This is a genomic window from Stieleria marina, assembly GCA_007741555.1.
Classification (GTDB): Bacteria; Planctomycetota; Planctomycetia; order Pirellulales; family Pirellulaceae; genus K23-9.
Genome location: CP036526.1, coordinates 1,385,600 through 1,407,073, shown reverse-complemented (window position 1 = coordinate 1,407,073; position 21,474 = coordinate 1,385,600). Strand labels below are relative to the sequence as shown.

The following is a 21,474-nucleotide window of genomic DNA, read 5'->3' as shown; positions in this document are numbered from 1 at the left end:
TTACCGCTGTCTCCGAGCAACTTTGGGCCAATTAGATATCCCACGGTTAGGCGGCAGTCCGAATCGAAATGAATCGCGACGGCTCTCCCCAACGCATGGATGCCCATTGCAAACACTGGCACCAGTGTTCCAGTTGGTTTGTCCCACACGACTTATCGAGTACCGACCCAAGCGTCGCGGCTCTATGAGCAACTCACTTAGGAAATACGATTGATGTCATTACGAACTATTGGCGTGGCTCTTGCTGTCGTCTCCCTCACCATTTCAGCAGGTCAGGCCATGGGCCAAGATAAAAAAGCAAACAAAGCCGCCGCTTCAGAAAACCCGATGGGCTACTTCCTGGGAGTCTCCGTGGGCCAGCAAATGGCTCAGCAGGGATTCAAAAACGGTGACTTCGACGTTAGTTCGCTCGCCGCAGGTGTCGCCGATGGCTTGGAAAAGCTGGAGCCCGCCTTGTCGGCCGAAGAATTGAAAAAAGTCCAGGAAGACATCGAAAAGTTGCTTCGCAAACGTCAAGAAGAAATGATGGCGGAGCAAAAGAAGGCGGGAGCCTTGAACAAAGAGAAGGGCGAACTGTGGCTGAAACAGAATGCTAAGAAAGAAGGCGTCAAAGAAATCGAAGGTGGAGTTCAGTACAAAGTACTGAAAGCCGGCAAAGGCGGTTCACCATCGGAATCCGATACCGTCCGAGTTCACTACACCGGCACGTTGACCAACGGCAAAGAATTTGACAGCAGTGTCAAACGAGGAGAGCCAGCTGAATTCCGCGTCGGCCAAGTCATCAAAGGCTGGCAAATGGCACTGCAGAAAATGAAAGTCGGCGACAAGTGGATGCTGTACATCCCATCCGACCTGGCCTACGGCGAACGCGGTAGCCGCGGCGCAATCGGCCCCAACGAAGTTCTGGTATTCGAAGTGGAACTGTTGGGCATCAACTAGTCCGGCGTTTCAAAAACGTAAACGCCTGGGCTGATTCTATGCCGCAGCCTGGGCGTCGGTGGCGACCGGTAACCGAATGATAAATGCGGTGCCGACGCCAACGGAACTCTCTACCCGAATTCGCCCTTGATGCGAATCGATGATTTCTTTGCACGCGGCCAACCCCAATCCGGTGCCGCCTTTGCCCGATTCGTCCGGCCCGTCTTTGGTCGAATAAAACGCATCGAAAATATTCGGCAGCTTTTCGCGCGGAATGCCTTGGCCCGAATCACGCACAATCAGCTCGACAAACCCCGCTTCGCTACTGGGTGTTAATCGCACTAGGATCGTGCCGCCTTCGGACATCGCTTGCCGAGCGTTGATCAGTAGATTCAAGAGCACTCGCTGAATCTGATTGCCACTTGCCATCGCGTCGGGCGTCGCTTCGTCGATTTCGATTTCGACGGCAACGCGGTATTTGCGCATCTCACGCTCCAACAACACCATCGAATCGCGAATGATGCTTTCCAGATTGGTCGGCTCCATGGCCTCGCTACGGTTTCGAGCTTGCGCAAGAATCGTGCTGGTGATTTTGGCTGCGCGTTCGGACGCGCTCAAAATCTTGCTCAGTGCTTTGTCGCGACTGGCATCGTCACGGTTGCGAATGCCTAGCTTGGCATAGTTGATCACCGTCATCAGCACGTTATTGAACTCGTGCGTCGCGGTACTGGTCAGTTCGCCCAACGCTGCCAACGCCTGCATTTTGCGAAGCTCATTTTTCAAATGAGCGATGTACGCGTCTTGATCTTGCCGACTGCTAACAGCTGCCTGCTCAGAAGGATTGGCTGGCACACTGGTGGCTGTCGGAACGTGCGAGGTGTGTTGCGAAGTCGCGTTTTGCTGAGATTGCATTTTGGATTTTGTTTGTACGATTCGGATGGCACGAACACATTGGGTGATGCACTTTTGATGTATCGTCGTGACCGCCTAATCTGCTAGATGTTGCCCTGCAACTCCCGCACAGATTGCCTCGCTAGTCCAGCGTCTGAAACCGACTACGCGAATCCGGTTAGGCAACTTATTTGGGCTGCGTTCGCTTTCCAGAGTGGGCAGCGGGGCGCAGAAAAAACACCGCAAGCGTCTTTCATTTCGCGAGATGAACTAAACATGTCCAACGTGGTCGAGCGGCTCAATCAACGCATTGCCGAAGTAAAGCAGATGGGCTTTCGAGTCCGCACAGAACTACTCGATGGCCCCGCAGCGAATTGGTGCTTACTGGGTCGACAGAAAGTGGTCTTCTTGGATCTTTCGCACAGTGCCAGCGAACAACTGTTGCAGCTGGACGAATCCATAGCGTCGTATTTGGCTCAAACGCAAGCAAAACCGACCACTACAGATCAACAAGTCGCCTAAAGTCTTTTCGCCAAGTCAGGCAGGATTTTTGGGGGAACTGGAGTTGGATTCGCATCTCTGGTCTTTCAATGCTGCTATAGCCCAGACCACAATAGAGGTCGGTCGACACCGCTCTCTTCGATTAGAAACGCCGCGTTTCGACTGTTTCGTCACGGGAAATTCTCACCCGGGCACCTAGCGAACTTCATTAGGCAATACTGCGTGTTCTCGAAACGGATGGGCCTCGCGGCTGCGGCTACTTTCTGTCGACGTCTTGGGATCAGTCTCAAGGCGGGCGCCGATCTATTGGCTGTGCTCGATTCGGAATCCAAGCATGGGCCAAAGAAGCACCGAGAAGCGATGCAAATGCTGAGGCAGGGTGCCAAAGAGGGGCGGCAACTCAGCGAGACCATGAAGTCACGCGACAAGTACTTTCCACCGCTTCTGATTTCGATGACACGCGTCGGTGAAGCTACCGGTCGAATCGAACGAACGCTGCTGACCTTGGCCGATCACTACGACCAGCAACTCAAACTACGTCGTTCTTTTGTTTCCTCCATCATTTGGCCGGGGATCCAGCTGTTTGGGGGAATTGCCGCGATATCGTTGTTGATCTGGATCATGGGAATCCTGCGTCCAGCAACGGGCGGCCAGATGACGGATATCCTGGGCTTTGGGCTACGGGGTCCCAAAGGAGTACTGATTTTCTGGGCGTATATCGGCGGATTTTTTGCCATCATCGGTGCGTTGATCTGGGGCTTTAAAAACAACATCGGCGGCTCGCAAAACATCATTCCACTATTCTACATGGTGCCCGTTGTCGGTCCGGCGATTCAAACAATCACGCTGGCACGATTTTCGTGGACGCTCGCCCTGTCGCTCGACGCTGGGCTGGATCCCATTCGATCCATTGGACTGGCGCTCGACAGTACTGATAGCGATTACTATCGCGCCGGAACCGAAGACGCCAAACTTTCGATTCGAGATCAAGGTGCAACACTGGCCGGCGGTTTAGAAGCGACCGACATCTTTCCCGACGAATACATCGCGCGTATCGAGATGGCTGAATTGTCGGGCACCGATGCCGAATCGACTGAAGGATTGGCGCGAGAATATGACGAACGCGCAAAGATTGCGATGAAAACCATCTCCGGGTTTGCAACCGGCGTGGTCTGGATGACAGTCGGAGGAGCACTGATCTTTATCATTTTCCGAATGATCATGACCATTGCGGGCGAGTACAGCAAAGCGCTCGAAGGACTGTAAACGCGCTGGAACCAGCGACGTGGCAACTCCCCAATCTATTGTCAAACTTTTCCGCCTAGCGACTTTCTTCGGCTTGCGTCGTCGCTCAGGGTGCTGCCGCTAATCGTGGTGCTGCGGAGTAAGACCCGGCGGAACTGTTAGGTTCGGTCTCTTCGGCGCTTGCGGCTTATCCGTGACCACCCGGTGGACCGATTTACCCCTTACGACGACCCGGTTCCCTAGAACTAAGTCCGTTTCGATCGCATTACCCCAGTTGCAACGAACGATCTTGTTGTGCGGTGACTGTTCCTGATTCGCAAATTGTGAATCAGAAACGCCACCTCCAAACGTTTGGTGTCCACGGAAGAACCCGATGATTCATAACAAACTCCAATCTGCTATTCCAAACACCGATGCTGCCACATCAGTGCATCGCGGAGGTGCAGAAGGTCTTTCGAACCAGCGTCGGGCATTTCTTTGTATTGCGATCGCGTGGGTAATTGGCACTTTGGTTTTTGAGCTAACCGCCAACGGTAGCGAAGCAGCGCCGTCGACAAAGCCTGACAAGGTGTCGCACAAGAGTTCGCCAACGCATGTCAGTGACTTTGTCCAGCGAATGCAGCATAAACATGCATTGAACGAAGCACTGACCAGCAACATGGACTCGCTGCTGGGGCTGTCCAAAAATGATGAATTGATCGCCCGCTGCGACGCCGTGATTGCGGACGCCAGTAAAACGGCGGTGTCCGATAAGAAATCCTCCCCCAATGAATCATCAAGCAAACTTGCCACTCAAACGACCGCGAATCTTAAACAAGCTGCGAAAAACGTCGCCAACCATCCGCCTCAGCACCAGCCCGCCGACGCCAAAGCGATGGTCCCCGATTCGATGAGAGTCGATCCCATCCTGGACGTCATGCCGGTCTCCCGGTGGATCACTCAAGTCGCTTACCAACAGCTCGAAAAACGAAGTCGGCCCATCGGACTGCGCGCCGTATCCGTAAAACGCTTGACGCTGGACCAAGCCCGTACCAGTGCGATTCCCGGACTCATGCGTTTGCTGGTGTCCAATCAATCGGGAGTCACATTCGGTCGAAACACCTCAAGCTCCGACATAGCCGACTCTGATGTCCAACAAAGTGACGTGGTTATCCAAACCGTTTCCGGTTCCCTTTCAACAGCCAACGTCGTATCGAACGACGCTGGACTGCCTTCGCAGTTGGTGCCAACGATTGCTCAACCGATGACTTCCGACGCAGCGATCACTGCTATCCCCGCGTCATCAGAAACCGTCAACGTCAGCATGGCAGCTCAGCGTTCTCGCAGCGCGATGGGGTCCATGGCCGCAAAGCGTGCCTCCCAAACAATTTCTCACACGCCCAAACTGAACGCTCCCTCCGATCAAATCGCAGTTCAGAAAACGGAAGCCATCAGGACAGCGACTGCTTCACCAGCTAAGTCAACATCGAAAACAGCCAGTTCACAGCCGATCGTTGCAATTGCTCCGCCGATTCGCGATCCGCTCATCGAATCGATTCCGCAGCCAACTCCGGCTCCAACTCAGCCATTAACTCCCACGGTGGCTAAGCAACCGATCGCTAGCTCAGCACCGGCCCTGGTCGTTGCTGCAAATCCCGCTGCAAACACAACGGTTGCCAACACAACGGTTGCCAACAACACGCCCAGTCAACCCGCGACCGCGGAGATCTCACGCCCCAGCACAACCGTCGATGCACCGGCAGCTACTGAGGAAGCCGATTTGCGAATCGCCCAGTGGCCGTTTAAGAAAAGCGAACCAGCTCATGCCGAGGGAGCCAATGTTTCGCTGAATGTCCAAAACACAGACGTGCGAAGCGTGCTGGAAATGCTTGCCCGTGGATATGGAATGAACATCCTAATTTCACCGGACGTCGAAGGCGTCGTCACCGCAAACATTGGTGGACTGAGCCCGGAGAAAACATTGCAAAGTGTTTTGAAACTTTGCAATCTACGCGCCCAAGTCGATGGCGATGCGGTCTTCATTTATCCCGCTGCGTCCCTTCCCCAAGAAGCTCGTGTGGTTCGGCACTTCGTTCTGGACTACGCTCGCGCCGAATTCGTTGAACCCGCCATCACGGGTCTTTTGTCGCCCGTCGGCACCGCCCACATCAACAAGATCGAAGCGACGGACAACTTGCAGACTAGAGAAGCCGTCGTGGTGGTTGATACGCCCGAAGCGGTTGCCCGCGTCGAAAGCTATCTGTACCAAGTCGATCAGGCACCGCGTCAGGTAATGATTGAAGCACGAATCTTAGAAGTCGAACTCGGCGACGACATGGCTCACGGTGTCGATCTAGGATCACTGGTTCGAGGCGACCTTACCGTCGGAGCCAATGGCCTTTCGGGCGCCGTCTCATCAACGACCAACCCGCTATTCTTTGCCCAAGTCGAAGGTTCACGCATCGACGCGATCATTCGCTTGCTAGAAACAACGACGGATGCCAAGACGTTGGCGACACCCAAGGTAATGGTTGTCAACGGGCAAGACGCTCGCATCCAAGTCGGACAACAGCTGGGTTTCAAAGTCGCTACGACCACTCAAACTTCGACCATCGAAGATGTCCAGTTCCTGGAAACGGGTGTCGTGCTGAGTGTCACGCCTACGATTAGCCGCGACAATACAATCATGATGAAAGTCAAACCGGAGGTCAGCAACGGACAAATCAATCCGACCACCAGTTTGCCCGAAGAAGAAACTCGCGAGCTAGAAACGTCTGTCCTGCTGGGCAACCACCAGGGCGTGGTCATCGGTGGATTGATTCAAGAGAATGACCGAACGGTGATTCGCAAATTGCCATGGCTGGGTGATGTAAAACACGTCGGAAAACTGTTCCAACGACGCGAAGCCACGCGATCCCGCACGGAAGTCATTATCGCCCTGGTCCCGCACATCATCGAACTGGACGAGCATCCCGAACGAGATTGTCTGGACCACGAAGGCTGGCACACCGACTACGATCGCACGAACGGACCGCTGTTTTATGGCCCGCTACAACGTGCCTGCCGACCGTGGGAAGCACGACTGCCCGACTCGGCCGCCAACCACAGCCACTTGGATGTGGATCGCATCAACAAAGCATTGCCGTAAAACGATCGTCGAAACGTCGGCCGCTAGTGCAACAACGTGAGGCGAGATTTTCTGGTGCAGACAAAGCGGGCAGGAGAGAGCTAAGCTGAACGCTCCTCCAAGCGGTTCACCCAACGAATAATTGTTCATGCACCAGTGCGCTCAGCATCCCGCCCCCGCCAGTTACGGTCGCGCGTTCGCGATCGGTATCTTGTTGAATGTGGTGTTCGTGGTTGTCGAAGCCGGCTTCGGGTTTGCCACCAATTCGCTGGCGCTATTGGCTGATGCTGGTCACAATCTCAGCGACGTGCTGGGATTGTTGATGGCCTGGGGTGGCTACGCTCTGGCGAAGGTCGCCCCCAGTCCCAAACGAACTTACGGCTGGCGTGGATCCACGATCCTGGCCGCGTTGTTCAACGCGTTGCTCCTAATGGTGGCCATCGGCGGCATTACCTGGGAAGCCATCGGGCGATTTTCGGACCCTGCCGAAGTCACGGCGCCGGTGATCATCGGAGTCGCTTTGATAGGTGTTGTCATCAATACCGCCACGGCACTGCTGTTTGTCAAAGGTCGCAAAGGTGATCTGAATATCCGTGGCGCGTACTTACATATGGCAGCAGACGCGTTGCTTTCGCTCGGCGTAGTCGTCGCTGGGATCGTCATCGCAATGACATCCTGGCAATGGGTCGACCCGTTGACCAGCCTTTTGATTGCCGCCGTCATATTGTTTGGCACGTGGGGATTGTTCAAAGAGTCGATCAACTTGGCGGTCGCTGGCGTGCCCGACAAAATTGACCCGGCGGACGTCCAAGACTTTTTGACAAGCATTCCCGGAGTCACGGCGGTTCATGATCTGCATATCTGGGCAATGAGCACAACGGAGATCGCGTTGACGGCGCACCTGGTCAAACCGGACGCTGACGACGAAGATAGTTTGCTCAAGGAAACGGCTTCCGAACTCCATCACTTGTTTGACATCAGCCACACAACGATCCAAATCGAACGTTGTGTGGACGCAACCAACTGCGGCCAAGCTGCCGATGGAACGCTGTAGGCGATCAGACCTTGATCCGCGTGGAGTGATGAATCATCGTCGGCCAGCCTCCGGACGGCTGGCCCTGCGACCCAACACGTCAGCGCGGCAGTAGCCACGCCCTAATCACCCCGGCTCTGCTACTCGCCGCCAAACGAGCGAAAGAACTTTTGCAGCAAACCTGTCGCAGCCGGTTTTTGGTCGACATTCCGCATGGACACGGTGACGCTGACATCGTCTGCCTCCACTTTCACGTCCTCCACAGCAGTCAATGTTGGCCGACCGGTGTAGCGTTCGGATGCGTCGAAGTGCTCGGACTTCAGCCGGTAATGGCCCGAAGGAATGTGCACAAACTCAAACTCCCCGGCCGCATCCGAAGTCGTCGCGTCATACGAATCGGTTTCGCCATCGATGGACAACTGGATAAGGCAATCGGCAATGGGCTTGCCTGCTTCATTGGCAACAACACCTTTGACTGACTGCCCCGCAGGAAGCATCATTTCGTGAGTGAATGTTTGCCCCGGTTCAAGCACTACGGTTTGTGAATTCAACGAAACTGAGCGACTCATCTGCGTACCGGGAAACTGATAGCGAAACGAGCGACTGAGTTGGTATCGGCCGGCCCCCACACCACCAAAATCAAACTCGCCCTTGGAATTGGTTGCCAGCTGACCCGACACGCCATACCCGATCGAATAACTATCGCGATGCCCGGAGGCGGCATCGTCGTTGGCTGATTCGCCCAATTTGCGAAGCTGAACCTTGGCATTGCTCATCGGCGAACCGGCCTGCATGACACGGCCTTTCAAACGACAAGGACGCGGGAATGCCAACGTAATCAGTTTTTCGGAGCCCGCTGCTGTCGTTGTCATTTCAGAGGCTACACGACTGTAGCGTCCGATCGGCGATGCTCCGTCCTTGGACACCAATGCGATTGCTGTCTCTTCCGGTTTCGCTGGCACCGACAAAATCACCTGCCCCTGAGCATTGCTGATGGCAAAAGTCCCAGTAAAGTTTCCGTCTTGAATGCAGGTCCACAAGGAACGGTAGTCGACATAGTTCGATCGCAAAGGATCCTCGCCACTAAACAACGCCACGGCGACGTTTGAAAGCGGTTTCTTCGTTTGATCGTCAACAACGACCGCCGTAAACGTGCTGGCTTTCTGCATCTCGATGTCAATCGAAATCGCTTCACGACACTGCGCTGGAATTTTTGCGATTGCATCCTGAAACCCAGGTGCTCTGAAACGCCAAAGCGAAGTGTATGTGGTGTTTTCATCCCCCGGGATCGTCATCACCCCCGAAAGCTTGTCAAAGTAACGCTCCGCTTCATAGCGACCGGATTGCCAGGACGGACGTGCCCCCTGCTGCCACAAGTACCCGCGGTTGATCGTTAGCCCCGGCACCCTGTCGCCGGTTTCGGCAACGCGAACGGAAATCCGGTGAGTGAGCACGGGCCGGAGCTCTACCTCCACTCGATCACCGCCGGTAACCATCAAATTCCGTTGACTGATAAATTCACGCTTCAACACGTGCACTTCCGTCGGCGTATCCGGCATGTTTTGCAACGTGAATTCGCCACGACTGTTGGTGTACGTGTCCCTTGCAAACATCCGGTGAGAGTTCCACGTATCGCAGACCAAATGTGCGTCTGCCACCGGATCACCATCCTCATCCGTGACAACTCCGGTGACGTGTTTGCCAGTCGAAAGTTCAAAATCAGCGGTCGCGGCAACGCCTTGCTTGACCGAAACAATTTGCAACTGCGGTGCATGTCGATCACTGATGGCATGCAGGACGACGGTGCCGTGAGCAAGATTCTGAAGTTTGAATCGTCCGGTCAAATCGGACGTGGTTTCGGGGACATTGCTGGTGAATCGACTCGTGCCGGCGACCACCATGGCTCCCGCGATCGGCTTGTTCGTTGCTGCATCGACAATCGTTCCAGCGATCTCGGCAGCCGTCTGTAACGTCCAGCGAACATCGGTCGGGCCATCTGGATCGAGCGACTGCTGAAAACCTTGCTGTGTGACATAGCCATCGCAACTAACCATCGGGCGCAGTGTTTGCAGACTTTGATTAAGACTGACGATCTCAAAACGCCCCTGCGAGTCTGTCATGACGATGGGACGATAGCCACCGGTGTGGCCAACGTCGACCTTGGCTCCCGGCAGCGGCAAACCAGCTTTATCCACCACCGTGCCGCGAAGCACTTTACCGCCACGGTTCAGCTTGACCGTGTGGAGATTTCCAAACGGAAACACAGCGTACACGACCTTAGCGGCGAAACCCTCCGCGACTGCAAACATCCGCCACTGCATCGGGCTCACACCGTCAACCGAAAGGTGTCCAGTGTCATCCGCCTTGTTGACCGACATGCCGTCGTCTTCGACAAAAGCCCGTGCATTTGGAATGGCTTTGCCGGTGGCATTGTCAATCAATCGCAACCGAAATGGCGACGACGCCTGCAAGTGAACGATGGGGCGACGATGATGGATGTCCACCCAATCATAGGTTTCGTCGATCGGCTTCATCCCGACGGGGTTGGCAGTAAGCCGAACTTTGGCAGGCTCTCTTTCGCCACGGGTGCCATTGGCTCGGATGGATGCTTGAGCACTCTCTGGCAGCGTGGCAAAGAGCGAATAGACACCACGCTTGTCATCCGCCGTGCCTTCGCGATAACCGCCGCAATGATGTGTCGCCAAGACTCGGTCGCGTTGGTCCAACAGCGTGACCGTGAACTTAGGAAAGCGATCGGAGTTGTTGTTGGGAAGACATCGAAAAGACAGCAACGGATCGGCGACATCGACCGGTCGAAAACGAGCAGCCACTTCCCAACTGTGCGTGCCTTGACCGACTCTCAGCAAAAGCGTGTTCAGGCCTTTCTGCACCGTCACTCGTTTCAACAACGAATCCGTCGTCGCGTTGCCGCGATCTTCGCTCCGACAGACTTCTTCTCCATTAAGCCATCCGCGTACTTCGTCATCATGGGCCAAACCAAGCAGAAGTTGCTGTTGCATAGGGCTGATGAATTCCGTGTATGCATACGCCACCATGTGTTCGCCGTCTTTGCCCCACCGTCGAAACGCGTCACGAAAACCGACACCGGGCTTGTCATCGCTTTTCCAAACAAAAACTTGATTGTCAAATAGCCGAACGTACCCGGCGCGAAGTTTCTCTTCGTCAGCAAAGAACTCTTCCGTCAAACCTGAGCTTTCCACCTGCGATTTCGGAAAAGGTCCCATCACGTGCCATTGCCGCAGAAAAACGTTGGGTTGCAGCACCTGCGTTTCAGCACTTTTGACAATGCCGCACGAGGCAATGAGGCCAACCATCACCGTCAAAGCGAAGACGCATTGCCTACACCAAAACCCCAGGCGGCGTCGATTACAACTATTCTGTTTCATCGTTGCTCGCTCACGATTCCAGGCCAAGACGTCTGCGAAATTTCACCCAAGTCACACTCGCTGGCCCCTCACGGCTCTGCGTGGCCAATCGAAACTGACCTGGCTTATCCGAAAAATCGTGACTGCCCAGAAGCCGTGTTTTTCCATCGTGGGAATAAATTAGAAACACAGTCTTTTGAATTCTGATCAAGCGAAGATCAACGAACTGCGGACCACGCCGAATCACCACAGGTTCGTCATCGGTCAGCAAAACGTCGCTTCCGATGCGAAGGTTTCCATCGGCCAAAGCAGACAAATCGACTTGCATCTGCTGCTGATCGCTAATCGAAAACTGCAGCGCCGCGTTCCCCGACCGAAGTTCCTCGGCATTGAGCGTGACCGACACGTCAAAGTCGCCTTGAACCGGTGGCTTCCAGGTCAGAACTGACGATTGAGTCGCACCGGGCGATGTGGTCACTAGCCCGTCGTCGGTCACGACGGCATGCCCCGACATATCGAAATCAGGAATCCCGAAAACGGAGAACGTTCGCGAGTTGACATCTTTTAGTCGATGAAGGTAGGTCTCAAGACCTGAGATTCGCAGGTCACGGTTCTTCGCTTCGGCTTGGCTGTTGGAGCGAAGCAGCAATGACTTGAGAAGTACCGATGTTGAACCGCCGCCGGCGTTTTTGACAAACACTTCAAGTCGTACGACGCTGTCGGCCGACAACATCGGCTGGCTTCCGCACCAATGAAAATTTGGAGAATCCTGGTGCGAAATCAGCATGTGGCACATGTCGCCTCGACGGATAAGTCGCAACCTGCCGCTGGTCGATTCGTCACGAAGTCCCTTGTAAGCAGTCGCCCACTCCCCGTCAGGCATTTGCTGATCCAGCTTGGCATAGAAGTGCTGGTTCGATTTGTGCTTCTGACGGGTGGCTTTAAATTCCTGTCCCGATGAATCGATCGCACGTAATTCCATGTCGAGATAGTCGGACGTCCCAAACTGAAAACGCAGCTCCTCGAACGACAAAGTCGCATCAAAATCACCATAGATCGGCGTGGCAAGTTGCAAACAAATTCTTCGCCACGTTCCGTCGGCAACCGGGGTAACTCGAACGCCCGCAAATTCCTCCTCGACGTTCTTGTTGACAGTCCCACCGACTAAATTGAACCGCTTCTTCGGCACACCAAGGGCTGCAAAGTCGTGCTTGATCCATTCGGTCAATCCCTCCAGCCCGGCCAGACATTCATGCGGTGATTCGGCCAACTCCTGATCGGCGAGTGCTGGCAATTGCGTTGCCCAACTTCCTTTCCAAGTGATATCGCGAACGCGTGCATCGGTTTGGTCGGCGAAGTGGAACAGACCAAACGTGCGCCGATTCGATGACGACAACTCAAGCGTTTTGACAGCTTGACCATTGATCAACAACTTGGCTGTATCGCCGACAAACGACACGACCGCTTTGTTCCACTGCCCCACGTGAAGCGACAGTTTCTTTGCTGGGGCGGCAGAGAGTGACTCGATGCGACTGCCAGCCTGATCAGTGCGATGAAGCCGCACGCTAGATTCGTCGATCAGCAACACAGTATCTCCGATCGCCGGATGTACGATCGAAGTCTGCAGTTCATAAAAAAACTCGTACCCAATCTCGCCGTCTTCTAACACGGGACGGTGGTAATACAAAAGGCTGGGCGCATAAACGCCAGATCGAAATTCCGCGATACGATCGGAGACCAATTCACCATCGGCCCCATCGGTCTGCCTCCACGAGTCGCTGGAGTGGAACGATTTCCAGGATCGCAAATCACTGCCACTGAGCAAATTGATTTTCGTTGGGATTGTCGGGTTGCCTGTGATCCGCACGTTTCGAAAACGGCTTTTGTCCATCCAACTGTTTCGCATCGACAACCAAGGATCGCAGTCCTGAGTGACGGAGTACTGCTGAACCAATCGCCCATTCCACCACACCGACACGATCTGGTCTTTTACCACCATGCGATACCGAGACCATTCGTCCATCTCGGTCAACGGTTGCGGCAGGACAATGGGCTGATCCTCGGACGAATAGCCTCCCGTCCGCACTTGGTTGATGTCGGATACGGCAACCCAGTCGCCACCCCAGGCAAAGTGCCCACGAGCGAAAGGAGAACTCGACACCTCGGCCTCGACCTGGAAATCCCCTCGCAAAGGCACCGCGTAGTACAGACTTTCGCACTCGTGGCTACTGGTGCACGTGACTTGCCCGCCGCTTGTTTCCCAACGTCCCAAAGGGCGACCACTTGAGAGACTGGTTTCTCCCACGCGATCGACGGCGTGCCAATTTCTAAGCTCACGTTTTTCGTCGGCATCGCCTTTCCCGTTGTTCACGGACCTGCGAAATCCCCTGATCTCCGACAACAGGCGAAGTAAGTGCGCCGCTTCCACGCTGTCGCTGTCGGCTCGCGCCTTGGGCTGCAACTCTAGCAGCAATTCTTCCATCGCAGCACGCGATGACTCTAGAGATTCCACAGGGATGTCCGGCGTTGTTTCCGAAACCGCGTTAGCAATCATTTGTGACAGACGTTGAGCGACTAACAACTCAGGCCAACAGTCGTGCAGCGGTTGATCCGAATGGTCCAATAAGGCCTCGATAGGCGCCAGACAATGATTGGGGGATTCAGTTTCGAGAGCCAACAGAGCCAAGAGCGCTGCTTGGCTTCGTCGATCAGCCTGCGTCGGCGCCGACGCCCCCGCGATCTTCTGGGTGAGTTCTTTTTGTCGGCCAGTTTCGACGGCCGACCGGACCAAAGCGAGCGATGTCGACTCGGGTTCGCCGCCGACCAGCAGGCGGTTGCCCTGTACAGGATCCCTTTTGCGGACACGCGAATCGGAAAACCATCCTTGCACCCGAAACCCATGCAACTTCGTCGGCAACACCCAGCGAACGAGCGTTTCGAAACGTTCGTCGGGAAGAAGTTGATTTGCGTCGCGAAGCACCCGAGGCCCATTCTTCGCGAGAACCGATTCAGGAAATAGCGTCGCCGAAACCAAGTCACTAGCCCGTAGTCGTACCGCCGAAGGCCCCAGAATGCCAGCTACAATCAGCATCAGTCCGATCGCATTGACGACTTGGCGACTCATAAGCAATTTCCTCCGTGCCGTTACAAAGATTCCCACACCATAAAAGTCGCTCCGGCGAAATAAATCACGCGGACTTTTTCCGATTCGCAGTGCTACGCTTGCAAAGAAATCACTGCAATGCTGTATAGCCGGAGGGCATTTCCAAAACACCTGCCATCTGGTCATTGCAGTGACAGGCCTCACTCCTTCGCACGTCTCATGGACCACCGCCTCGCACATACGAAAAAAGGGCGACCAACATCAAGGATGGTCGCCCTATGAACGGAGGCAATCGAAACGCGACCGGTTCGATTTTCGCGTTAGACGATTTCCGGCACTTTGTAACCCTTACGGTAATCTCGCTTGAGGAACTGGTTGCCCGATTCTGCGTTGTCACCGACAAACTGTTCGGTTTCCGGATCCAATTCCAACACGTTGCTCAGGCTGATCTCGCCACCATCCAACTTCATACCGTGGGCTCCTAAATGAGATTCCATTTCCTTTAGCAACGAATTCCACTCAGGAATGTCGATTGCTTTGGCATCATCAAAGGAAAAATTGCTTTCGGTTCGAGCAGCAATGTTGGCCAAGTTGCACCAGCCCGTGCTGTCGTTGCCGACTGCGATTTCGGCGTTTTGGATCGAACGATCATGCTGCCTTACGGCATCGATGAAGTTCGCCATGTGAACGACGTTGCCGGCGTTACCTTTGAACTGTTTAATCTTTTTTCCGTCGTTATCGTACGCCGCGCCGCCACCACGTTGGCCTTCAAAACGCCCCCCTTCGCAGTAAGCCACGTAGCCGCTGCTAGGACCAGGATGCGCCGGGCTTTTCTTGCCACCAGGAGCTGCTGGCAAGTTCGATAGTCCGATCACAACGGGAATCGATCCGGTGTCGAAATAACAGAAATGAACGTTCGGAGTCTCGCCAGCGTCTCCCAGCCCGACTCGTCCGCCACCGCCAAAAATGCGTTTGGGAAGTGACACGCTGTCTTGGAAAATGTTGTTGCGACAATCATCCAAGACGTGAACGCCCCAGTTGCCCATTTCTCCCGAACCGGTGTTCCAATCCCAGTGCCAATCGTAGTGCAAGGATTTGCGATAAATGGGTTCGTCTTGAGCTGGGCCAAGCCACAAGTCGTAGGCGATGTTCTTTTCGATCTCCAGCGGCTTGTCCAATTTGCCGATCGACGGACGCACACCGTAGCGGTTCACACGAGCCGACTTGATTTCGCCAAGCCCCTTTTCTTCGTGCAAGAACTTTTTGATTTCTGCTTGCATCGGATCGCTTCGTTGCTGCGTTCCGATCTGGCAAATTCGGTTGTACTTCCTGGCAGCGGCAACCGTCTGCTTACCTTCCCATTGACTGTGCGAAAGAGGTTTTTCGACGTAGACGTGTTTGCCGGCTTCCATCGCCCAAATGGCGGCTAAGCAGTGCCAGTGATTGCAGGTCGAAACAACGACCGCATCGATGTTGGCATTGGACAGCATGTCTCGCATGTCGGTCCATGTATCGGCCTTGGAGTACTTTTTCTTTGCACCCGCCACGCGTTTTTCGTCGACGTCACAAAGTCCCGCGATGTTGACGCCCGACACGTTGCTGAATTGTCCCATCAGTCCATTTGCACGACCGCCACAACTGATAAAACCTAGATTGATTTCACCGTTAGGATTGGCGGCTCGAAGTGGTTTGGCTGGCAACGAAGTCATCACGCCAGCTGCCACACCGGCAGAGAGAATTTGGCGACGATTTAGCTTGGTCATTCTGATCTCGAAATTTGGAGAGAATATCTGATTTGGTGGGTCAAGATTTTAATCGATATCGTAGCCGCCTGCGCAGTCAATTTTGATATCCGTCTTTGCCCGACCGATGACTCATCAAATCCAACGTATTCGCACGAATCCGTGCGAATACGACACGCCCAGGGGACTTTCTGCGACTGCCTCGCTGACGGGAACGAAGCGAATGCTACGGCTGATTTGTTGGTCCCGCACCGGGCGGATTCAATTCCGATTCGCTAAACGGAGCAGCAATCACATAGCCAGCCCAAAAAAACGGCTGGTCACCGCTAAGTTCGGTGATTTCCTGATCCGCTTTGGTCAGCAATGGCTCAGCCGCCGGGTCCAATTCACTGCGTCTGAGAATTGCCCTGGCTCGAGTCCATGAGGCCAGCATTCCAGAAAACGGCAGCTCCTGCAGCATTTCGCGGAGTGCGATCGCCGTAGACTCGCCGCCCACGATCCAACGACTGATCATCACGTTGCGAACTCCGGCCGACTGCAGTGCACAAATCGTCAAAAACAGTTCTTCACCACCGCCCAATTTGGCGCCATCCGCTGCCGATCGAAAACCAGGAAGCAAGACGGACTCCGGTACTTTGGCGGGGAAACGCATCCAAGCTCCCAGCGTTCCATCGGGCAGTTTTTGGTCATACGTTGCGACACTGATGGCAAACGGACTGGAAAGATTTGGCACACTGGGGGCCGTCACCAACAAGTGCCCTACTTTGTCCGTCAGCAAGCCGGTCGGCAAATTCAGATCCTGTGGAAGCCGGATCGAATCCGTTACGGCATCGGCCAGCGATTGAGTCATCGATTCATTGAGTTCGATGTCGCGTGGTGCAAAGAACTTGTCGGCTGCGATCGCAACCACATCACTGGTCGCGGGCATGCCGGTCGGGTGAAATGCCAGCCCCGGCGTCGCGGCATAACGGACACTGATTTGGTCGCCGATCAAATCCGATGTCTCGTCCCCCAGCGGCAACATCTCAAACGGCAAGTACCACAGCGAACTGTCTGGCACGATCACCAGATGCTTGAATTTTTGCGTCGTAATGGTCATGTCGTCAGGGAACAAATGTCGCCGCAGCTTCACGGCATCCTTTCGCCACGAATCGTCCTCGGGCATTCGGTTTCCTCGCAGCTTGCCAACACCGACGGCTTTCAACAAACGCCCAATCTCTGCGGGGATTCGATTGACGCTTCCTACGGACCAAAACTGAACCTTTCCTTCGGCGGCCAACGTTGCGTACAAGCGTTTGTTGACACTTAAAAAGGTCAACAAACCGGTGTCGCGGGGAATGCGCGCGATCGCAGTCTTGTACTGCAGCGGAGGCAACATCGTGTCTGGCAAATTAATCCGGCTCAGTGCCACTTGAGTCGCCAAAGACTCCATTTGTCTGGCAGCCAACATGACGCCATCCACTCCAGCGGGCGGGGGCGCCAAAACTGCTGCCCGAAGCGTCTTGATCCCACCGGTTGCCTTGTTGCGGAAACTAGCGGCCTCTTTTCCGATCGTAGCGTCATCACCGCGAGCCAGGGAACGCACCTGAGTCAGACGGCCGCCGAGAGCAAGCCGCCGTTCGAACCGATGGCGAAGCAAGTCGTCCATCCTGGCCAATACTTCGGGCCCCATTTTGCCAGCCGCAGCGATTTCCAGCCTGGCAGTATTTGGCAACGTGCGGTCGATCATCATGGATGACAACGCATCGACAGGATCTCGTCGCCAAAGTTCGATCGGGGGATTGTGGCAGTATTTTTCCAGCAGCCTATCACTTGATTCACCGCCCAACTGTTTGCCAATGGATTGCCCAATCATTTGCAACTGGTAAATCCGCGGCATCGAAATCAGCGGACGATTGCGATTCTTTCGGTTCAGTGCAAACTCACGCATCAAAGCCATCGCTTTGTCCACTTCGGACGCTTGGTTAACGCCGATCGAACCTCCCTGAGCCGCCGCGATGCGGGCGGCGACATAAGCCCCGTAGGCTTGCAGACGCGGTTGCACCACATCACGCCTGGCCGCCATTGCTTGAGCCTCGGCCAGCATTTTTTCGGCAGAGTTGAGATCCGCCGCAGTCACCGCGGCATCGGCGCCGGCGATCATGCAATGCATCGATGCAAGTCGTGATTTGCGCAGTAGGGCAGTTGCCGCGACTGCCGACGCATCACGAATTGTTCCTGCCTGTGTTTCGTCGACGCAACCAGCAGCCAACTGCATCGCTTCGCCAACATATTCGTACTGCCCCAAATTGGCAGCCATGTTCGCCACGCCGACAGCGAGCGGGACGGCCATGACAGGCTTGTCGCTTTCCGCGATCACGGACGCTTGGCAAAGCATCGCCAGGGGTGACAACGGATGCGCACTGTTGTTAAACACGCTGGACTTCGACGCATCAGCTAGGCACTGCTTGTCATCGTGGTTGGAAAACCGTTCGGTCGCTCGCATCGCACCAATCAACGTCCGCGCAACCGGAATCTGAAGTCCTGCGGGATACTTGGTTGAATCCAAGGCTTCGCTTGTCAGCGGATCTTGTTCGGCAAGCGGCCCTAGTAGCATTCGGCGGCGATACGATGCGACGGCCAGACCACGCATGATTTCGACGACGTTGACGATCTTGATATTCCGCTCTTCGATTCTGCCGCCACGAGCGATGACCTGCTCCGTAAGCAATTCACCCGACATGAATTTCAATCGACTTTTAATTGGCAATCGATTGACCGCGGTCGCTGCAGGCCAGAGACCAGGCGGACGTGATGTAACAGCGCCGCCTTGCAATACCGATGCCCATTCGGGTTGACCAAGCCAACCGCGATGCGCAACGGCTAACCGGTAAACGTTGTCCAAGTTCTGGTGCGCCGCAGCCAGGTCGCCTAAATGCCAGTTGCATTCGGCCATCATTGCGTAGACAGGAATCGCGTCGATCCATCGCCCGTTGATGTCTAGCCGCGTATCCCTCAGCGCTGCGTCGAAGGCACGAACCGCCGTTGGCAAATCTCCGTCGCGATAGTACTGCAAGCCTTCGAAGTAGGTGTCCGACGGATACGACGAACTGGGCTCAAACCCACCCAATCCTCCTCCCAGCCCGCCACCCTGGGCCAGTAAAGAAACCGCACAAGTGGCATGTAGGACCGTCAGCAGGACGCCAGCGGTAAAGAGCCGGGGGAGCCCTAGGAGCGACAGTTGCTCGGGCTCTAGGTGCTTGGCTTCAGGAAAAGATTGCATCGCAGGTTAGATCGCTGGCTAATTTGTGAAGCGGCAAGATGGGAAGCGTCAATTGCATTAGGTGCGCACAAACCCGCCGAACACTCTGGGTTGGCAAACACACTCTGGTGGGAGGTTCACCCGGAATCTGGAGGTTCACCAGGGATACAGTGAGCAAGAAAAGACAACGCTTATCTTAAGCGTGCTCCGCTCGGTCGTCGAATTGATGGCCAAATCAGAAAGCTGTCACCTCGCAAAATCAAAGCAAGGGCCCTGCAAACGTTCAGTAAAGCTTCAGCTGCTTCGCGACCAACATTGAATCAACGAGCCGCCCAAACCCCCTATCTTCGCAGCGAGCTGTCGCGTGGGTTCTCCAACAGCTCTGGCCAGCGATGCCGTTGCCGTCCGCTTGGCCAAATGTTTCGCAGGCCGGTACGCTGATTTACTGGGACGAAAGCTTCGATTCGACGACAAAAGACTCTCGAATCCGGCCCGACAGGCTTGCTGCGATACGCCCCAAACCATTGCCGCTACACAAGTTAGGCGACAGCGGAGAAAACGTTCTGCCGCCCGGCCGACGACTTGTCGAAAACCGTCCCGACGAGCATCCAATCTGATCTAAAAACATTGGTACACATGGTTCAGCGAGTGACGCTCAAACGCAGTTGACCGGTTTTCCTAGAACACCTAACCTTAATCCCTGGAGTCATTTAGGGACACCATTTGGATCGCGCGCAGGAACACCTTGGACCTACGTCGCGAACGCCCGCCCCAGCGGCAATGGTAGCTTTCTCTCGGCAAGAACAAAGATCAATCGACGTCGAAAAATGAACCTGAGTTCGGCAGCAAAAGTCGATAGGCAAGACTGCTGATGTTGGAGCGAATAGTTTGACAGACGGTTCGCCAGATTTTCGGTTCGATAGCCAACACGGTTTTGCTTTCGACCGGCTGGCGACTGCCGCTACCGAAACGTAATTGACGATTTTCACTAGAACGATTGTTTAGCGGCGTCTTCTGAGTTGCTAAGCCAAATTTTCACCGACCTTGCACTTGCGATCACCGTCGCGAGCAACACACACATATGTCATTTCTCGAAAGACTCTGGGATCTAGTAGGCCTCTTTTTTGGTGGCCTATTTGGATCGTTCGACCGAGCCATTACTCGCGTTTTCGGTTCAGCCAACGAACGCCATGTGGCACGACTTCGTCAGCGCGTGGGAGCAATCAACGATCTGGAGACGAAGTATGCCGCGATGAGCGATGACGAACTTCGTGGCCAAACCGAAGTGCTGCGCAAACGATTGCGCGAAGGCGAAACGCTTGACGACATTTTGTCGGATGCCTTTGCCGTTTGCCGCGAAGGAGGCAAGCGGTTTTTGAACATGCGTCACTACGATGTCCAAATGATCGGTGGCATGGTTTTGCATGGCGGTGGCATCGCTGAAATGGTGACCGGTGAAGGTAAAACTTTGGTGGCAACTTTGCCCGCCTACCTCAATGCGCTCGAAGGCAAAGGCGTTCACGTGATCACGGTCAATGATTACTTGGCTCGCCGTGACATGGAGTGGATGGCTCCGCTTTATATGAACCTGGGTTTGACGGTCAACGCAATCCAGTCGGGCATGTCCACCGCCGCCAAACAAGACGCCTACCAGTGTGATTTGACGTACGGCACTAACAACGAATTTGGCTTCGACTACTTGCGTGACAACATGCGTCCCGCAGCGAAGGGCGACGATCGCTTTCCACGCGATGCGCAACAGTGCCAAGGCCCGTTGAACTACGCAATCATCGACGAAGTTGACAATATCCTGATCGACGAAGCGCGAACTCCTTTGATCATCAGCGGCCCTGCCGACTTGGATCTTGGCCGCTACAGCGAAGCCGACCGAGTCGCACGTCAATTGGTCAAAGAAGAGCATTTCACTGTCGACGAAAAACAGCACAACGTCACGCTGACCGACGAAGGTGTGCGTGCAGCAGAAACACTCGCCGGGGTGGAGAGTTTCTATACAGCCGGCAACATGGAATGGCCGCACCTGATCGACAATTCGCTGAAGGCACATTTCCTGTACAAGGTAGACGTCAACTACGTCGTCAAAGATCGCCAGATCGTCATCGTCGATGAGTTCACCGGACGCCTGATGGACGGCCGGCAATGGAGCGATGGTCTGCACCAAGCAGTCGAGGCAAAAGAAGGCGTTCCGATCAAACAGGAGACGCAGACATTTGCCACAGCATCGCTGCAAAACATTTTCAAAATGTACAAGAAGCTGTCCGGTATGACCGGTACCGCGATGACTGAAGCC

11 protein-coding genes and 1 pseudogene are annotated in these 21,474 nt (G+C 54.8%); 7 read left to right on the top strand and 5 right to left on the bottom strand.

What is annotated here, in order from left to right:
- The first annotated feature begins 213 nt into the window (after positions 1 to 213).
- Positions 214 to 939 (top strand): BamJ family beta-barrel-assembly machinery protein, encoded by a 726-nt coding sequence (locus K239x_RS04905; RefSeq protein WP_419189687.1) that lies wholly within the window; start codon positions 214 to 216, stop codon positions 937 to 939.
- A gap of 36 nt (positions 940 to 975) precedes the next feature.
- On the opposite strand, the gene K239x_RS04900 is transcribed toward K239x_RS04905, so the two are convergent.
- Positions 976 to 1,830: a sensor histidine kinase gene (locus tag K239x_RS04900; RefSeq protein ID WP_145416536.1), complete on the bottom strand. Its 855-nt coding sequence runs from the start codon at positions 1,828 to 1,830 to the stop codon at positions 976 to 978.
- 255 nt (positions 1,831 to 2,085) lie between these two features.
- On the opposite strand from K239x_RS04900, the gene K239x_RS04895 reads away from it, so the two are divergent.
- From K239x_RS04895 to K239x_RS04880, 4 genes are all read left to right on the top strand, one after another.
- Positions 2,086 to 2,331: a hypothetical protein gene (locus tag K239x_RS04895; protein ID WP_145416534.1), complete on the top strand. Its 246-nt coding sequence runs from the start codon at positions 2,086 to 2,088 to the stop codon at positions 2,329 to 2,331.
- Between the two features lie 201 nt (positions 2,332 to 2,532).
- A complete protein-coding gene (locus K239x_RS04890; protein ID WP_419189686.1) occupies positions 2,533 to 3,576 on the top strand; it encodes a type II secretion system F family protein in 1,044 nt (347 codons plus the stop codon).
- Positions 3,577 to 3,928: 352 nt separating this feature from the next.
- On the top strand, positions 3,929 to 6,682 hold the full coding sequence (locus K239x_RS04885; protein ID WP_145416532.1) for a hypothetical protein: 2,754 nt from the start codon (positions 3,929 to 3,931) through the stop codon (positions 6,680 to 6,682).
- A 127-nt stretch (positions 6,683 to 6,809) separates the two neighbouring features.
- The gene (locus K239x_RS04880) at positions 6,810 to 7,715 is read left to right on the top strand and encodes a cation diffusion facilitator family transporter (protein ID WP_145416530.1); all 906 of its coding nucleotides are present in this window, start codon (positions 6,810 to 6,812) and stop codon (positions 7,713 to 7,715) included.
- 119 nt (positions 7,716 to 7,834) lie between these two features.
- On the opposite strand, the gene K239x_RS04875 is transcribed toward K239x_RS04880, so the two are convergent.
- From K239x_RS04875 to K239x_RS04860, 4 genes are all read right to left on the bottom strand, one after another.
- Positions 7,835 to 10,915: a carboxypeptidase regulatory-like domain-containing protein gene (locus K239x_RS04875; RefSeq protein ID WP_419189685.1), complete on the bottom strand. Its 3,081-nt coding sequence runs from the start codon at positions 10,913 to 10,915 to the stop codon at positions 7,835 to 7,837.
- A gap of 196 nt (positions 10,916 to 11,111) precedes the next feature.
- Positions 11,112 to 14,204, bottom strand: a complete 3,093-nt coding sequence (locus K239x_RS04870) for a DUF1583 domain-containing protein (RefSeq protein WP_419189684.1) — start codon at positions 14,202 to 14,204, stop codon at positions 11,112 to 11,114.
- 299 nt (positions 14,205 to 14,503) lie between these two features.
- Positions 14,504 to 15,946: a Gfo/Idh/MocA family protein gene (locus tag K239x_RS04865; RefSeq protein ID WP_145416524.1), complete on the bottom strand. Its 1,443-nt coding sequence runs from the start codon at positions 15,944 to 15,946 to the stop codon at positions 14,504 to 14,506.
- Positions 15,947 to 16,151: 205 nt separating this feature from the next.
- Positions 16,152 to 19,187, bottom strand: coding sequence for a CHAT domain-containing protein (locus K239x_RS04860; RefSeq protein WP_145416522.1), 3,036 nt, complete (start codon positions 19,185 to 19,187; stop codon positions 16,152 to 16,154).
- Between the two features lie 371 nt (positions 19,188 to 19,558).
- Here K239x_RS04860 and K239x_RS04855 point away from each other — a divergent pair, with 371 nt between their 5' ends.
- Positions 19,559 to 19,783 carry a hypothetical protein gene (locus K239x_RS04855; RefSeq protein WP_145416520.1) on the top strand — a complete coding sequence of 75 codons (225 nt, stop codon included), beginning with the start codon at positions 19,559 to 19,561 and terminating at the stop codon, positions 19,781 to 19,783.
- Positions 19,784 to 20,247: 464 nt separating this feature from the next.
- A pseudogene (locus K239x_RS28280) lies at positions 20,248 to 21,426 on the top strand (preprotein translocase subunit SecA); the annotation flags it as partial.
- Positions 21,427 to 21,474 lie beyond the last annotated feature (48 nt).

What these genes read in the sequence shown, in the direction of transcription:
- K239x_RS04905 (WP_419189687.1), top strand. Translation starts at nt 214, where the DNA reads ATGTCATTACGAACTATTGGCGTGGCTCTTGCTGTCGTCTCCCTCACC.
- K239x_RS04900 (WP_145416536.1), bottom strand. Translation starts at nt 1,830, where the DNA reads ATGCAATCTCAGCAAAACGCGACTTCGCAACACACCTCGCACGTTCCG.
- K239x_RS04895 (WP_145416534.1), top strand. Translation starts at nt 2,086, where the DNA reads ATGTCCAACGTGGTCGAGCGGCTCAATCAACGCATTGCCGAAGTAAAG.
- K239x_RS04885 (WP_145416532.1), top strand. Translation starts at nt 3,929, where the DNA reads ATGATTCATAACAAACTCCAATCTGCTATTCCAAACACCGATGCTGCC.
- K239x_RS04880 (WP_145416530.1), top strand. Translation starts at nt 6,810, where the DNA reads ATGCACCAGTGCGCTCAGCATCCCGCCCCCGCCAGTTACGGTCGCGCG.
- K239x_RS04870 (WP_419189684.1), bottom strand. Translation starts at nt 14,204, where the DNA reads ATGAGTCGCCAAGTCGTCAATGCGATCGGACTGATGCTGATTGTAGCT.
- K239x_RS04865 (WP_145416524.1), bottom strand. Translation starts at nt 15,946, where the DNA reads ATGACCAAGCTAAATCGTCGCCAAATTCTCTCTGCCGGTGTGGCAGCT.
- K239x_RS04860 (WP_145416522.1), bottom strand. Translation starts at nt 19,187, where the DNA reads ATGCAATCTTTTCCTGAAGCCAAGCACCTAGAGCCCGAGCAACTGTCG.
- K239x_RS04855 (WP_145416520.1), top strand. Translation starts at nt 19,559, where the DNA reads ATGCCGTTGCCGTCCGCTTGGCCAAATGTTTCGCAGGCCGGTACGCTG.